The following is a 13845-nucleotide window of genomic DNA, read 5'->3' as shown; positions in this document are numbered from 1 at the left end:
AATGACAAATTTTTCTACCCTTGGCGCCGTTCGCAATGAATTGCAGGAAGCGTTAAAACGCATGCAGTTTTCTGCAATGACGCCAGTTCAACACGGAACCTTGCCGCTGGCACTTGAAGGCCGGGACATTCTCGCTCAGGGACAAACCGGCAGTGGTAAAACTGTCGCCTTCGCCGTAGCAACACTTAATCGAGTGGTAGTAAGTGATTTCTTCACTCAGGTGTTGGTGCTATGTCCAACCCGGGAGCTGGCGGCTCAGGTAGCAGAACAATACAGAACTGTTGGTCAGTGCATGGCAAACTTAAAAGTGATGACGCTGTGTGGCGGAGAACCAATGGGACCGCAAATTCAATCGCTGCGACATGGTGCTCATGTGGTAGTAGGTACACCTGGGCGGGTGCTCGATCATTTACAAAAACGGCGTTTAAAGCTAGATGGCGCAGTGTGTCGGGTACTCGACGAAGCTGACCGTATGCTGGATATGGGGTTTTCAGAAGACGTGGACGAAATATTTTCATTTCTGCCAACACAGATACAAACCCTGCTGTTCTCAGCGACGTGGAACGACGGTATTAAGCAGATGGCTGAAAACTACCTTCATCAGCCTCATGCTTTTAAGGCCGAGCAAGAAGAAGTCGCTAACCCAGATATCGAACAACTGGCATACACGGTAGAAGATCACACCAGAATATCCATTCTTCAGGGTCTGCTCACCACAGTGCAACCAGCAAAGGCGATTTTGTTTTGCAATACCCGCAAGCGAGTACTCGAAGTCACCGACGCATTAACGCAAGCGGGTTTTGTTGCGGCGGGATTACAGGGAGAGATGGAGCAAAGAGAACGCACGGAAGTGTTGGCTCGTTTTGCTGCTGAGTCTTTGTCTGTGCTGGTGGCAACCGACGTCGCCGCTAGGGGCCTCGATATTAAAGACGTAGATTGCGTCGTAAACGTAGATGTAAGTGAGGAGGTCGATAATCACACTCATCGCGTGGGCAGAACAGGACGCGCCGGTGCCAAAGGGCTGGCGGTAACCCTGGTAGGTCCAAATGAACAAGATCAGTTTGATAAAATAGAGGCTTTTTCTGAAATAAAAATTCCAGCTAAAGGGGGACAGAGTCTTCGTTTCCATGCAAACCGGATAAAAGCTCCGGTGTACCAGTGTATTGTAGTGAACGCAGGGAAAAAGCAAAAGTTGCGGCCTGGCGATTTTCTTGGTTCTCTGGTAAAGGACGCCGATATACCAGCTGACGATATAGGGAAAATTCAGGTTCAGAATTCCCAAAGCTTCGTGGCGGTAAAAGCGCGTAGTGTAAAGCGAGCCCTTTTATTGTTCAGAGAGGGAAAAATTAAAGGTAAGCGCGTCAGAGCGCGTAAGCTAAATTAGTGGTTGTTCGCAAAATATTGAGGTGACGTTGACCATGAGTAACGGGGAAGTGAATTTAAACCGGCTGTTAGAAGGATTGTCGCCAGAACTGGTTGACGGGGATTTTGTGTTTGTCACCGTTTCTGAAGAAACCTGGCAGCGCAGTCAATGGCCGGTTAGAGGGCTGTTTCACGAACAAGAGGGAGTAACGTTGATCCTGTTAAAAGAGGTGGCTGAGAACGAAGGGTTGAGATTTGACGGGGTGTTTCGGCAGATCACCTGCCAAGTCCATTCGAGCCTTGAAGCAGTGGGAATGACGGCAGCCATGGCAACGGCTCTCACCCATCATGGGATCAGCGCCAATGTAGTGGCGGCGTATTATCACGATCATCTCTTTGTTCCCGCAACTAAAGCGCAAGAGGCCGTGTCAGTCCTTAGCATGATAGCAAAGGGCAAGGGCTAGCGCGTCGGTGCGACAGATACCCACTATTCATTCAATAAAGCAGTCGCGTGTTCTTTCACTGCTATAGTTACGAAAGCTAGATAGTTTTGGTAATTAAACACAGGAGTGGAGGCGATTCATGTTTGATAAATTTACCTCGGTGTCGGTGTGCGACTATGCTGATGCGCTGCCACGACAGCAGTTTATAGATTACCGGGTTCGGTCGTTGTGGACCCCTGTGCCGCGCATTGCAGGGCCGGCCTTTACGGTTAAGTGTGAACCCGGTGATCACCTGATGTTTCACGCCGCAGTTTATCGGGCTAGTCCTGGTGACATCATTGTGGCACAAGGAGATGACATGTTCGCACTGGCCGGCGGCAATGTATGTGCCATCGCGCAGGAACGGGGCATAGCGGGCTTTGTCATTGATGGCGTCATCCGGGATGTTGGCGAAGTGCGGCAGATGGCATTTCCGGTTTTTGCCCGAGGCGTATGCCCAAAGCCGGGGGCGAAGAAAAAACTATCCCCCCTGAATGAGCCTGTTCATTGCGGTGGCGTTAAGGTAAACCCCGGCGATATTATTGTTGCTGACGAAGAGGGTATTGCTGTCATTCCTCTTACCGAGGCCGCGGAAGTTTTGCAGATAGCACAGGCAAGAGCCGGGCAGGATAGCAACATGACATTATCGCAATGGCGCGAAAATCATCTTGAAAAACTGGAATTTATCCTCACTAAGCTAGGGTTTGAAGAATAATTTCCGAGCCACGATATGTTTTCATTTTTTGAACGGCTGACAAAGCCGTTCCCCAATGACGCCCCATCACAGCCCCCTGAGGGCATCATTGCATTTTGCCGCTATTACTCACAGGGTATGTGGAAAATTATCGCAGTGGTATCCATGCTCAGTGCCATCATCGCTGCACTGGAAGTGGCGCTGTTTGGCTTCCTCGGACAGTTGGTCGATTGGTTCTCTGCCCACGACAGAGCCACATTTTTGGAAAATGAAATGTGGACGCTTGTCGGCATGGCCGCGGTGGTAGTTATTGTCATTCCCGGTTGTATTTTGCTTCGGGCGCTGTTTAATCGTCAGTCGCTCATGGGAAATTACCCCATGAGAATACGTTGGCAGGCACACCGTTACCTGCTTAGCCAAAGCTTGAGCTTCTTTCAGAACGAATTTGCAGGTCGTGTTGCTACTAAGGTAATGCAAACATCTTTGGCAGTGCGGGAAGTGGTAATGAAATTGCTCGACCTGATGGTATACATTTGCGTGTATTTTCTGTCTATGGTCGTGTTGATCTTTTCAACTGATTGGCGCTTGGCTCTGCCACTCATTGTTTGGTTTTTTGTTTACATCGCCATTCTTCGGGTATTAGTTCCGAAGCTGAAAGCCGTCTCACAAGCGCAGGCCAACGCCAGGGCTGTGATGACGGGGCGAATTGTAGACAGTTACACCAACATTTCTACGGTTAAATTGTTTTCCCACAGTCGTAGGGAAGCAAACTATGCCAAAGAGAGTATGGATGATTTTTTACAAACGGTTTATCCACAAATGCGGCTGGTAACCGTGCTGGAAAATTGTGTGGAAATGGCCAATGCGCTACTTATTTTTGCCATCGGCGCCATGTCTGTCTACCTGTGGCTTCACGAGTTTGTTTCGCCGGGTGAAATCGCCGTAGCGATAAGCCTTGTACTTCGATTAAACGGCATGTCCCATTGGGTGATGTGGGAGGTGTCATCGCTGTTTGAAAATCTGGGCACAGTTCAGGACGGCATGAATACCCTGGCGCAACCAGTGCAAGTAAAAGATAAGAAAAACCCCGATGCATTAACGGTTAGAGGAGGGGCGATCAGCTTCAAGAAAGTGAGCTTTGCCTACGCTGGCAATGATAATCGCCTTATCAATGTGTTTCAAAATTTGAACATTGATATCAAACCAGGAGAGAAAGTGGGCTTGGTGGGGCGCTCTGGGGCCGGAAAGTCTACGTTGGTAAACCTGCTCATGCGTTTTTATGACGTTCAGACTGGTGATATTGTGATCGACGGGCAATCGGTGCGAGCGGTGGCGCAGGAAACCCTGCGGGAAAAAATTAGTATGGTTACCCAGGATACATCACTGATGCACCGTTCTGTTCGGGACAATATCATTTATGGCCGAACTGATGCCACAGAAGAGGAAATGATTGCGGCGGCCAAACAGGCAGAAGCCCATGATTTTATTTTGTCGCTATCTGATAATCAGGGGCGCACAGGTTATGATGCGCACGTGGGCGAGCGGGGAGTTAAACTCTCTGGCGGTCAGCGCCAGCGCATTGCCATCGCACGGGTTCTGCTAAAAGATGCGCCTATTTTGGTACTTGATGAAGCAACTTCCGCTCTGGATTCGGAGGTGGAAGCGGCTATTCAGGATTGTTTAAATACGGTGATGGAAAATAAGACCGTGGTCGCTATTGCGCACAGGCTTTCTACTATTGCTCAAATGGACCGTTTGCTGGTGCTGGACAAAGGTGAAATCGTAGAAGCGGGTACGCACAGTGAACTGGTAGAGAAAGGAGGCATTTACGCCAAGTTGTGGGCGCACCAGACTGGTGGTTTCATTGCTGTAGATTAAGGGCCTGCGCGTACGGCACTTAAAGAAGCAATTCGCAATGCCTGGGATAACAAAGATAAAAATCTGTACCAGGCAAAACTGCGCGGCCTTGATAGTTATTGATAAAACGTGAAGAGAGTGGGGATGTTTGCTTGTATCTCATTCAATGATCGGTATAATACGCGTCCCTCCCTTGCGATTCCGCGAATTCTTCTTAAAAAGAAACGCCACATTTCACAAGGGTAGTGTAACTGAATTTTGTCTTAAGACAGACTTTTAGGGGTGTAGTTCGAATTGGTAGAACAGCGGTCTCCAAAACCGATGGTTGGGGGTTCGAGTCCCTCCACCCCTGCCAGCATTAAACTCTATGGCAGAGTTCGTAGAGCCTGACGACGAAGTATTGCTAGGATCGTGACATGAGCGAAAAAACGGAAAATACGTCCAATCCATTGGACATGATGAAATGGCTGGTAATTTTTGCCTTATTAGCTGGCCTGATTGCTGCAAACCACAGTTTCGATGAGGTTTCAGTACTGATACGTGCGCTGGTGGCTGTTGGCGTAGTGGTTATTGCAGGTTTTATCGCCGCTACCACGGTTAAAGGCAGTGCATTTTTAACCTTCGCGAAAGAATCACGCATGGAAGTGCGTAAGGTTATCTGGCCTACCCGTCAGGAAACTAATCAGACCACTCTTATCGTTATGGCGGCAACCGTTATTGTCGGCCTGTTACTGTGGGGCCTTGATGGAATTATCGTTCGTTTAGTGGGCTTTATTACTGGAATTGGAGTGTAAAATGTCTGAAGAAAACCAAACACCAGAAGAAAGCCAGGCAGCGCCGGAGAACAAAAAGCGTTGGTATGTGGTTCAGGCCTACTCTCAATACGAATCTCGTGTAAAGAAAACACTGCTTGAATACATCAAAATGCACGAAATGGAGCAGTATTTCGGGCAAGTTCTGGTACCAACCGAAGAAGTGGTGGAAATGCGTGCTGGTCAAAAGCGCAAATCTGAGCGTAAATTCTACCCTGGTTATGTGTTGGTAGAAATGGAAATGAACGAGCAGTCGTGGCACTTAGTGAAAAGTGTTCCCCGGGTGTTGGGTTTCATTGGTGGCACTTCTGACCGCCCTATGCCAATTACTAAGCGCGAAGCCGACGCAATTCTTAACCGACTGGAAGAGAATACGGACAAGCCAAGGCCAAAGACGTTGTTCGAGCCGGGCGAAGTGGTACGTGTTACCGATGGACCTTTTGCCGATTTCAACGGAGTTGTGGAAGAAGTCGATTACGAGAAGAGCCGCGTAAAAGTGTCAGTGCTTATCTTTGGTCGTTCTACGCCAGTCGATTTGGAATTTGGCCAGGTAGAAAAAGGTTAATTGCCTTTTAAATTTATAGAAACCCGGCTTGATGCCGGGTTTTTTCGTTTAATGGCGAGCTAATACCTTGTGTTTACGCTTCAGCCGCAGCAAGTCGAACGTGTTGTAGTATCTCGTATGACGATGCTTGCCAGACATCCTGCGCCATGACGTAATCAAGTATTGCTTCCAGACAATGGATTCGATGGGGTTGACCCAAAAGCCAAGGGTGTATGTTCAGAGCAAGAATGCGGCCACCTTGGGTTTGTGCCTCTTTCAAAAGGAAGTTACACGCATCCTTTATTTGCTCGACATAACTGTCTTCTGAATGCTGGTTATTCATAAGAATGAACCTGTCTTCCAGCTCGTTGGAAAGTGGCATTGACCACAAAGGTCCGTTTTCGGTGTTAAACAGGTAGGGCATATCATCGTTAACCCAATTGCAGCAATATTCAACACCGTTTTTTACCAGTAATTCAGGAGTGTGCTCACTCTCGTTGCGCGCCGGACTTAACCAGCCTTTAACATCCTGATCACTCAATTCTCTCAACTCGTCCAAGGCTACCGATACACAGGCTTCTTCTTCAGCCAGTGGTTGTCCGCCATAGTGCAGAGCGTCCATGTGCAAACCATGGCACAAAATTTCATTATCACGCTCCTTAACCGCATCTAAGAGGTAGGGATAGCGCCGGGCTAATTCCGTATTAATGGCAAACGTCGGGGTTACGCCATAGCGGTCGAAAGCTTTGAAAAAGCGATATATACCTACCCGGTTGCCGTAGTCCCGAAGACTGTAGTGACGAAGGTCAGGATAGGGCATTGTCATACCGCCGGGCACCTTGAAGGGCACACCTTTTTGATTCAGCGGGTAGAATTGGAGGGAGACATTCACCCACAACGCAAGTTTTTTGCCTCCGGGCCAGGTAACCGGTTTCTGATTTGCAAGAAGTTGCCAGTCGTAACGGGTATGATCCATACCGTAGTGACGGTGTGGATAGTCCAGGTGGCTTTTATCAAGTGCCATTATTTCTTACCTCCCTGATAACGGGCAATGTCCTTCACTGCGTCGTCGTAATAGTTGTCGATAAAATACGAGGCAATGTCTTTGCCGGTTGTTATCCATACATCGTCATGAGAGGTGATGTAATCCAGCGCTTCTTCAAAAGCTTTAATGCGATGAGGGCAAGCGACCTGGTAATTATGGGTGGGAATGCACATAATGGTGCCTGAGTCGTCGGCTTCCTGATACAACCTGTCAAAATTGCGTTTTAGCATTTCACCGTAACGCCGGGGCTCTACCTTGTTCACCACAAAGGCAATGGTATCGTTCATTTCCAGAGAGTAGGGTACGGAAACAAACTTCTTAGCCGAGCGGGTGTGAATGGGAGTCGGTTGGTCATCATGAAAGAGATCACAAGTGTAAAAGCCGCCTTCATCACCAAATAACTCTGTGCCGGCCTCGGCGAACAAGTCCAGGGTGTGTTCAGAATGAGAAAGGGCTGGTGCAAGATAGCCCGCGCACTTTTGACCTGTATGCCGATAGATGGTTTCCATGGAATCCTTTATCATCGCCTTTTCCTGATCCACTGACATGCCGTAGGTATAGCGGGTATTGTAAATACCGTGACTGAAAAACTCCCAGTCCCGCTCTTTACACATGTCAATGATCTCGGGGTGGTGCTCGCACAATGCGGTAGATAACGACACCGAACCGCGTATGCCGTATTTATCAAGCAACGCCATTTGCCGCATATGACCAACGCGATTGCCATAATCCCGGATACTGTAGCCTTGATTCGCCGGATAGGGTTGTGGCCAGGCTTTTCTATGCGGATTAGATGGGGGGTTGAGTTCGTAAAATTCGATGTTCGGTGCCACCCAAAAGGCCATTTTCTTACCCCCAGGCCAGCGTATTTTTGGGCGATTTTCATAAGGCCAGTAATCGTAGTAGCCGGGTTCGCATTTCATGATTTACCTCCGCCTATTGCTGTTGAGCAAGCCAATCGAACACTTCTGAAACACTGAGTACATCGGCGTATTTCAGAGACAGATCAGTGAGATTGGCGAAGTGAAAGCTCTCATGCTTATCGGCTACGCACTCTTCCGGTACAATCGCCCTGTATCCTCTGGACAGCGCATCAACGGCAGTGGCACGAATACAGCCTGAGGTTGAACCACCGGTAATGATCACCGTATCTACCTGATGCCAAACTAAAAGAGACTGCAACTGGGTTTCAAAAAATGCTGAGGGCATTTTCTTGAGATAAACAACGTCTTTTTCTCTGTCTATGTGGAGCCGGTCATCAAACTCACTACGGTGAGAATTGAATTTGATATTTTGTAGCGAATCCGGCGTGTCGGTTCGGGTGCCCCAAACACCGGCATCGCAGGCATCAGGCATGTAGGCAACGTGAGTCCATACCACGGGCCAGTCAAGTTGCCGAAATAGTGCAGCGAGTTTGTTAATATATTCCATTTGGTTTGGATCGGTCTCGTACGCCGTTTTGTAGGTATTGACTTCTGTGTAGGCTTTCTGCGGGTCAACGTTTACCAACACGGCTTTATTACCAAATCCAAAGCGTTTGCGAGCCGGATTATTTTTTATGTCGTTATATATCTCGCGGGCAGTTTTGTTACTCAGTTCCATGGGAATTCCTGATTGTTACTTTGGGAAACGGAATAAACAGATTACCCTGTAAACCTACAGAAGGCAGCCCAGAGGGGCTGCAGAGATGCTCAGGTTTTGATTTTTATCAATGGGAGCGGGCCCGAATTACTCAACAATGGCGCAATCGATAATAGAGAGACAAGTAAACGATGGGTAAAGTACTTAGTAACTGGGACGATATTCTGCTGTTGAATAATCAATTGTCAGAAGACGAGCGCATGATCCGCGACATGGCACATGATTTTTGTCAGCAAGAGTTAATGCCGGGGATCTTAATGGCCAACCGGCACGAAGAATTTGACCCAAACATCATGCGAAAATTCGGTGAAGTAGGGTTACTGGGGGCAACCATTAACGGTTACGAATGTTCTGGGGTTAATTACGTCAGCTATGGTTTGGTTGCCCGAGAAGTGGAAAGGGTAGATTCCGGCTATCGCAGCGCAATGAGCGTGCAGTCTTCTTTAGTTATGCACCCTATCTATACCTTTGGAACAGAAGCTCAGAAACAGAAATATTTGCCTAAACTTGCCAGTGGAGAATACATCGGCTGCTTTGGATTAACCGAGCCTGATGCGGGTTCTGACCCGGCGGGTATGAAAACCCGTGCGAAAAAAGTAGAAGGTGGCTATCGCCTAAGCGGCTCAAAAATGTGGATCACCAACTCCCCTATTGCCGATGTATTTGTAGTGTGGGCGAAAAATGAAGCCGAAGATAATCAAATCTGCGGCTTTGTTTTGGAAAAGGGCATGGACGGGCTAAGTGCACCAAAAATCGACGGTAAGCTGTCTCTCAAAGCATCCATCACCGGTGAAATAGTGATGGACAATGTGTTTGTTCCGGAAGAGAACATGTTCCCGGAAGTAAGGGGGCTAAAAGGGCCATTCAGTTGCCTGAACATGGCTCGGTATGGCATTTCCTGGGGAGCGCTGGGAGCGGCAGAATACTGCTGGCATGCGGCCCGTCAGTACGGACTCGACAGAAAGCAATTTGGCAAACCTTTAGCGCAAACACAGCTGTTCCAAACCAAGCTGGCGAATATGCAAACAGAAATTACCTTGGGACTGCAAGCCTCGTTGCGGGTGGGACAAATCATCGACACGGGAAATTGGGACCCGACTATGATTTCTTTAGTCAAGCGCAACAATTGTGGCAAGTCTTTGGATATTGCGCGTTGGGCGAGGGATATGCACGGCGGTAACGGGATTGCGGATGAGTTCCACGTCATACGTCATATGATAAACCTGGAAACAGTGAATACCTATGAAGGTACTTACGATGTGCATGGCCTTATTCTGGGACGGGCTCAAACCGGATTACAAGCGTTTTTCTAAACTAGAAAGGGGCATCAAGCCCCTTTTGTTTATTGTATTTGACTTATATATTCTGCTATTTCTTTTACCTGTATTGACGAAATACCTCGAGACATCATCCCCATTTGCTCACCGTGGCTATCGTTGTCAGCCGACCCCCGAATGCCCTTCTGAAAGTGTTCCATTTGTCTGATGAAGTAATTCTCATCAAGCTCTGATAAGCGCGGTGCGCCTAAGGTTTTATTGCCTTGTGCCTCACGTCCGTGACAGGTTGCACACTTGTTTTGATACACCGCCTTGCCAGGCTCAGCTGTTGTTGTCTGCTGTTCTTCGCGGGGCGAAGCTGATGGCAGTTCACTGAGGTATGCGCTAACTGCTTCCATCGCGTCGCTATCAAGCGTGCCTGCAATACCTGTCATTATTTTTCCCTGTTGGTCGTCCGGATGAGCGCCCCGTGCTCCAGACTTATATTGCATCAACTGACGTAAGAGATACGCTTTATGCTGGCCGGCAAGTGCGGGAGATTGCATGACGGGATTACCTTCGCCGTTCACACCATGGCAGGCAATACATTGTTGATACACCGTTTTACCTTCTTTTGTCTCGGCGCTGACAACCAAAGGTATTGTCGAAATCATGGCAATGTGAATTATTGTGGTTAGTTTAATCATATTGGGTTCCGCAGTACGGCCGCTAACGGATAGCAGGCAAATTTTTTAACTACGTTACCATTACTTTTTTGACTCGGGCTTTAACAAATGTCAAAGGCTGAGTGTTTTAAAACTGTCACAGTGATGAAAAAAACAGCGATATGTTCCTGCATTCCGATATTTGATAAATATCAATTTCAGCGAGGTTTCGCTAAAGACCTTTCACCTAAAACAAGGCTATGCTGATTTTCACTGAAGGAAAATAAATTCATAATAACAATTTGCTAACAAGTATTTAGCAAGATGGGAGAGCAGGTCGTGAGTATTCAAAAACCCCAATTATCGCCAATCACACTGGCATTAATCGCAGCAACACTTTCTTCTCCGGTGTATTCACAGGAAGAAGAAAAAAACGAAAACACCTTGGAAGTGATTGAAATCACGGCTCGGAAAAAATTGGAGAGCATTCGCGAAATTCCCATCGCAATTAGTGCATTTAGTGCAGAAGAAATCGCAAGATCAGGGATGTCAGACGTCCAGGATCTTGCCCTGGCAACACCGGGGTTCTCCTATCGTGAAGGTTATGGACGTACAACGGGTGGCGCATCTAAAAGACCTTCTATTCGCGGTATGTCCAGTATTCTTGGTGAAGCAAACGCCTCTTTTTACGTAGATGGCGTATTTGTGGATGGCCCAATAGGTTCATTTAACCTTGAGAACCTTCAGCGCATTGAGGTTATGAAGGGGCCGCAGTCAGCGTCATTTGGTCGCGGTGCGTTTGGCGGCGCTATAAACTTTATTACCCGTCGCCCGGACGGCGACACCCGTGGAAATGTTACCGTGGAACTGGGGCAGTATGACCTGGCCAAAGTTCACGGCTTTCTCTCGGGAGCATTGGTAGATGATGTGCTTGCAGGAGAAGTGTACTTTTCTACTTACTCTCAGGGCGGTATGTACGACAACGCCTTCAATGGCAAAAGAGAGTTAGGCGAAGAAGACACAGATCAAATCGGGTTTCGTTTAAATTACACGCCTAACGACGATTTAAGTGTGTATTTCGATTACAGCCACACTAAAGACGAAGACGGACAGATTGCATACGGGTTGTGGAATGGTGGTGACAATGATGACCCTACCACTTACTTGCCCATCACTGAAAAATCGAATTGCTATACGCCTACAGAAATATTTGTACCTCCCTATTCATTTTTTGCCAAGCCGATGTCAACTCGCTCGCGGGGCTACTGGTGTGGTGAAATAGAAGCACTTGATGCTTATTATGCTGACAATGACGGCGCACCGGGTAACGAGCGTACAACTGACCGAATGAGCCTTATCGTAGATTATGATTTTGGCGACTGGTCGTTTAACTCTACGACGGGTTACACCACATTTGATTACCGTAACGGCTTTGGCAGCTTTGGCGATGGCACCACAGGGTCGTTCAGTGGTCGCGATGGACAAAAGAGTTTGTCTCAGGAATTGCGAATGGTATCTAACTTCGACGCGCCACTAAACTATCTCTTTGGGTTGTACTACTTCAAATCGGAAAACGGCACGCTGCATAGCAATAGCTGGTCGCTGGCTGACGAAGACTATGACGCATCAAGAGCCGTGGTCTCTGAGGACAATTCCAGCGTGAAGAATCAGGCCGTTTTTGGCATGGTAGAGTGGGACGTATCTGACAAACTGAACGTCTCACTGGAAGGACGTTATCAAAAAGAAGATATCACCCTGGATATCGAAAACTACAGGCGTTCTGACTCAGAGTCTTTTACGGCTTTCCTGCCCCGGGTCGCGTTCACCTATAAGTTTAATGAAACCACGAATATGTATGGTTCTGTGGCGAAAGGAAACAAACCGGGTGGATTTAACAGCGCGTACTATGACCCGGATTACTCAGCCGATCAACTAACAGAGGCGTTGCAAAACGGCCGTTTTGCTTACGAAGAGTCTGAAGTGATGGCCTACGAAATAGGCTTTAAATCGCTGTTTTTAGACGGTCGCTTGTCGTTAGACACCGCTTTGTATTTTCTGGATTGGGACAAGCAAATCCTCACTACTACGGAAACCATGGTTATCGTGGCACCAAACCCAGAAACCGGAGTTGAAGAACCCACTGGCGGTTACTATCCCGAGTCAATTCTTATCAATGCGGGTGAGTCATCTATTAAAGGTGTGGAAATAAGTGGAAACTATCAGATGACGGATGACTTACGGGTACGCTTTGGTTATGCCTATTCTGACGCTCAGTTTGATGATTATATTGATGAAAACGTGCAGGACTTACTCGACACCAACGGCTTGATTAATGACGCGGCCGATCCTGACGGGCAGGTGGCTGGAAATATGATCCCACAAACGCCCAAGCATATGGTCAACCTGGGTATTAGTTACAACACGGAAGTGACAGATAACTGGTATGGCTTTGCCCGGGTCGACTACAACTATGAGTCTAAGCGTTATGTGCAGTCAGCTAACCTGGCTTATGTCAGTGGGTCGTCTGAAGTGAACTTACGAATGGGGCTGGAGAACGAAAACTGGCGCATTACGGCCTGGGTACAGAACGCCTTTGATAATGATACGCCTGAAGCCGTTACCCGTTTGCTGGATTTCCGCGAGTTTATCTTTATTCCTGATGAAACCCGGGCTTCCGGGTGGCGTGGTACGTTTGCCAGAGACTTCGCAGTTACCGCGCCTCGTCCTCGCCAGGTGGGTGTAACCGTGTCTTATAATTTCTAAACGGGTTTATTCTCGGCTCACATAGCTGAACTGCGAAATGGCGTTGTAGTTCGGCTTTATTGGATATTCCCATGCAAATAAAAAACTCAGAAAAGCGCTGGGGAAGTGTCAGTGTTATTATCCACTGGATCTCAGCTGTAGTGATTATTGCTGCCATCACTGTTGGTTTGTGGATTTCCACACTGGAAGAAGGCCAGCCAGGCGCGTTTGAGTTGTGGCTACAACTTATGCCGCTACACAAGTCTCTGGGGATTACCGCATTAATTCTCGTGGTCATGCGCTTTGTGTGGTTAACCCGGTATAAGGTTGTGCCAGCTCGCCTTAATAGTGAGTCGACACTCACACATACGTTGGCCACATGGGCGCACAGGCTGTTGTACTTTCTTATTTTCACAGTGCCATTAATGGGGTGGTTTGCGTCTATGGGCAATGGCGCGAAAACCTATTTCTGGGGCTGGTTCCTCATTCCGAATTTCATCGAAAAAAGTAAGCTTTCTGTCACTGTGTTTTACTGGGTTCACTTTTATCTGTCGTGGGCGTTAGTTGTTTTACTGGTGGCGCATGTTGTCGCTGCAATGTGGCACCATTTTGTGGTTAAAGACAACGTGCTAAAGCGAATGCTCCCTTTTTCCAAGCTACCGTAAATGCAGTGCTAATTAATCGGTCTCTGGTGAGCTTTTTGACAAACGTCAACGACTTATTTTCAGCGTAAATTATTGTCGTA

The 13845-nt window shown here is 47.8% G+C and carries 13 protein-coding genes and 1 tRNA gene; 10 read left to right on the top strand and 4 right to left on the bottom strand.

Features of this window, described 5'->3' with window-relative positions; all coding sequences use genetic code 11:
* Window position 1: 1 nt before the first annotated feature.
* The 7 genes from dbpA (at window position 2) to nusG (ending at window position 5772) form a co-directional block, all read left to right on the top strand.
* On the top strand, window positions 2-1384 hold the full coding sequence (gene dbpA, locus KO518_RS17305) for an ATP-dependent RNA helicase DbpA (protein WP_252736264.1): 1383 nt from the start codon (window positions 2-4) through the stop codon (window positions 1382-1384).
* A gap of 34 nt (window positions 1385-1418) precedes the next feature.
* Complete coding sequence (locus tag KO518_RS17300) at window positions 1419-1826, top strand: ACT domain-containing protein (protein ID WP_216027115.1); 408 nt, start codon at window positions 1419-1421, stop codon at window positions 1824-1826.
* 118 nt (window positions 1827-1944) lie between these two features.
* Window positions 1945-2559, top strand: a complete 615-nt coding sequence (locus tag KO518_RS17295) for an RraA family protein (protein WP_216027114.1) — start codon at window positions 1945-1947, stop codon at window positions 2557-2559.
* Window positions 2560-2574: 15 nt separating this feature from the next.
* The gene (locus tag KO518_RS17290) at window positions 2575-4416 is read left to right on the top strand and encodes an ABC transporter ATP-binding protein (protein ID WP_216027113.1); all 1842 of its coding nucleotides are present in this window, start codon (window positions 2575-2577) and stop codon (window positions 4414-4416) included.
* Window positions 4417-4673: 257 nt separating this feature from the next.
* Window positions 4674-4750: transfer RNA gene (locus KO518_RS17285), tRNA-Trp, on the top strand.
* A gap of 61 nt (window positions 4751-4811) precedes the next feature.
* Window positions 4812-5189 carry a preprotein translocase subunit SecE gene (gene secE / locus KO518_RS17280; protein WP_216027112.1) on the top strand — a complete coding sequence of 126 codons (378 nt, stop codon included), beginning with the start codon at window positions 4812-4814 and terminating at the stop codon, window positions 5187-5189.
* Window position 5190: 1 nt separating this feature from the next.
* Window positions 5191-5772: a transcription termination/antitermination protein NusG gene (gene nusG, locus KO518_RS17275; RefSeq protein ID WP_216027111.1), complete on the top strand. Its 582-nt coding sequence runs from the start codon at window positions 5191-5193 to the stop codon at window positions 5770-5772.
* A gap of 73 nt (window positions 5773-5845) precedes the next feature.
* Here the strand turns inward: nusG and KO518_RS17270 are convergent, their stop codons facing one another.
* From KO518_RS17270 to KO518_RS17260, 3 genes are read right to left on the bottom strand one after another with little or no spacing between them, the layout of a single operon-like run.
* Window positions 5846-6775 carry a polysaccharide deacetylase family protein gene (locus KO518_RS17270; protein ID WP_216027110.1) on the bottom strand — a complete coding sequence of 310 codons (930 nt, stop codon included), beginning with the start codon at window positions 6773-6775 and terminating at the stop codon, window positions 5846-5848.
* On the bottom strand, window positions 6775-7719 hold the full coding sequence (locus KO518_RS17265) for a polysaccharide deacetylase family protein (RefSeq protein WP_216027109.1): 945 nt from the start codon (window positions 7717-7719) through the stop codon (window positions 6775-6777). The genes KO518_RS17270 and KO518_RS17265 overlap by 1 nt, the downstream gene beginning before the upstream one ends.
* 13 nt (window positions 7720-7732) lie before the next feature.
* Window positions 7733-8398, bottom strand: coding sequence for an isochorismatase family protein (locus KO518_RS17260; RefSeq protein WP_216027108.1), 666 nt, complete (start codon window positions 8396-8398; stop codon window positions 7733-7735).
* 170 nt (window positions 8399-8568) lie between these two features.
* Here KO518_RS17260 and KO518_RS17255 point away from each other — a divergent pair, with 170 nt between their 5' ends.
* On the top strand, window positions 8569-9750 hold the full coding sequence (locus tag KO518_RS17255) for an acyl-CoA dehydrogenase (protein ID WP_216027107.1): 1182 nt from the start codon (window positions 8569-8571) through the stop codon (window positions 9748-9750).
* A gap of 29 nt (window positions 9751-9779) precedes the next feature.
* Here the strand turns inward: KO518_RS17255 and KO518_RS17250 are convergent, their stop codons facing one another.
* Window positions 9780-10400, bottom strand: a complete 621-nt coding sequence (locus KO518_RS17250; RefSeq protein WP_216027106.1) for a cytochrome c — start codon at window positions 10398-10400, stop codon at window positions 9780-9782.
* A gap of 297 nt (window positions 10401-10697) precedes the next feature.
* On the opposite strand from KO518_RS17250, the gene KO518_RS17245 reads away from it, so the two are divergent.
* The gene (locus tag KO518_RS17245) at window positions 10698-13121 is read left to right on the top strand and encodes a TonB-dependent receptor (RefSeq protein WP_216027105.1); all 2424 of its coding nucleotides are present in this window, start codon (window positions 10698-10700) and stop codon (window positions 13119-13121) included.
* 71 nt (window positions 13122-13192) lie between these two features.
* The gene (locus KO518_RS17240) at window positions 13193-13765 is read left to right on the top strand and encodes a cytochrome b (protein ID WP_216027104.1); all 573 of its coding nucleotides are present in this window, start codon (window positions 13193-13195) and stop codon (window positions 13763-13765) included.
* Window positions 13766-13845 lie beyond the last annotated feature (80 nt).

It is taken from the genome of Aestuariibacter sp. A3R04 (assembly GCF_018860805.1).
Classification (GTDB): Bacteria; Pseudomonadota; Gammaproteobacteria; order Enterobacterales; family Alteromonadaceae; genus Alteromonas.
The sequence above is the reverse complement of the archived record's forward strand: the minus strand, read 5'-3'. Positions and strand labels throughout refer to the sequence as shown.

What these genes read in the sequence shown, in the direction of transcription:
- KO518_RS17250 (WP_216027106.1), bottom strand. Translation starts at nt 10,400, where the DNA reads ATGATTAAACTAACCACAATAATTCACATTGCCATGATTTCGACAATA.
- KO518_RS17255 (WP_216027107.1), top strand. Translation starts at nt 8,569, where the DNA reads ATGGGTAAAGTACTTAGTAACTGGGACGATATTCTGCTGTTGAATAAT.
- dbpA (WP_252736264.1), top strand. Translation starts at nt 2, where the DNA reads ATGACAAATTTTTCTACCCTTGGCGCCGTTCGCAATGAATTGCAGGAA.
- secE (WP_216027112.1), top strand. Translation starts at nt 4,812, where the DNA reads ATGAGCGAAAAAACGGAAAATACGTCCAATCCATTGGACATGATGAAA.
- nusG (WP_216027111.1), top strand. Translation starts at nt 5,191, where the DNA reads ATGTCTGAAGAAAACCAAACACCAGAAGAAAGCCAGGCAGCGCCGGAG.
- KO518_RS17295 (WP_216027114.1), top strand. Translation starts at nt 1,945, where the DNA reads ATGTTTGATAAATTTACCTCGGTGTCGGTGTGCGACTATGCTGATGCG.
- KO518_RS17265 (WP_216027109.1), bottom strand. Translation starts at nt 7,719, where the DNA reads ATGAAATGCGAACCCGGCTACTACGATTACTGGCCTTATGAAAATCGC.
- KO518_RS17300 (WP_216027115.1), top strand. Translation starts at nt 1,419, where the DNA reads ATGAGTAACGGGGAAGTGAATTTAAACCGGCTGTTAGAAGGATTGTCG.
- KO518_RS17290 (WP_216027113.1), top strand. Translation starts at nt 2,575, where the DNA reads ATGTTTTCATTTTTTGAACGGCTGACAAAGCCGTTCCCCAATGACGCC.
- KO518_RS17240 (WP_216027104.1), top strand. Translation starts at nt 13,193, where the DNA reads ATGCAAATAAAAAACTCAGAAAAGCGCTGGGGAAGTGTCAGTGTTATT.
- KO518_RS17270 (WP_216027110.1), bottom strand. Translation starts at nt 6,775, where the DNA reads ATGGCACTTGATAAAAGCCACCTGGACTATCCACACCGTCACTACGGT.
- KO518_RS17260 (WP_216027108.1), bottom strand. Translation starts at nt 8,398, where the DNA reads ATGGAACTGAGTAACAAAACTGCCCGCGAGATATATAACGACATAAAA.